The sequence below is a fragment of the Microbacterium sp. GbtcB4 genome (genome assembly GCF_019091465.1).
Taxonomy (GTDB): domain Bacteria; phylum Actinomycetota; class Actinomycetes; order Actinomycetales; family Microbacteriaceae; genus Microbacterium; species Microbacterium paraoxydans.
The window spans coordinates 1-235 of record NZ_JAGXJJ010000600.1; the positions used below are offsets into that span (position 1 = coordinate 1).

The following is a 235-nucleotide window of genomic DNA, read 5'->3' on the forward strand; positions in this document are numbered from 1 at the left end:
GGCCGTCCCTCGCGCGGGTGCTGGTGACCGGGCACGGGGAGCCCTCCGATGCGGTCCTCCTGTCGGGCCCGGCGCTGCGCCCGCCTCGCCCCCTGAACCCGGCGCCGCTGAACGCCGCGTGGGCCGCCGACGTCGCGACCGGATACGAGTGGCTGAGCCGTGACCCCGCGGTGTGGAAGGCTTTCGAAGAGGTTTCGCTCACGACGGGGGCGCCGCTGCTCAAGCACTTCGGCCT

At 74.5% G+C, this 235-nt stretch carries 1 pseudogene; it reads left to right on the forward strand.

Going from position 1 to position 235, the window contains the following annotated elements:
- Positions 1 to 235: pseudogene (locus KVS71_RS18960) on the forward strand (lysophospholipase); the annotation flags it as partial.